The following is a 274-nucleotide window of genomic DNA, read 5'->3' as shown; positions in this document are numbered from 1 at the left end:
GCGTGGACGGGCGCGCACACCTGGCGTGCCTACTTCCGCGTCGCGGGGATGCTTTACCTCGCGGCGGGCATCACCGCGACGCTCGCGCTGCTCAGCGGGCTGCGCGCGCCGCACGACCCGGCGTCCACGTTCGGGGCGGTCTACGCCCTCACGTTCCTCGTCGTGTGCGTCGGCGGGGCGATTCAAAGCCGCATCGATGCGGCGCTGTTGAAGACGCGGGAGGGCCAGCTTCGGATCGAAACCCGGTTGGCGGATCTGGCTGAGAGATTGGAAA

General features: G+C 69.3%; 1 protein-coding gene. It reads left to right on the top strand.

Annotation, left to right across the window (positions count from 1 at the left end; all coding sequences use genetic code 11):
• The coding region (locus tag ACLJNW_RS24970) for a hypothetical protein (protein WP_410961326.1) at positions 1-274 on the top strand (274 nt) is incomplete at both ends.

Source organism: Salmonella sp. SAL4457 (genome assembly GCF_046548235.1).
GTDB lineage: Bacteria > Pseudomonadota > Gammaproteobacteria > Enterobacterales > Enterobacteriaceae > Salmonella > Salmonella enterica.
Note: the sequence above shows the minus strand (reverse complement) of the source record. Positions and strands in the feature narration are given on the sequence as shown.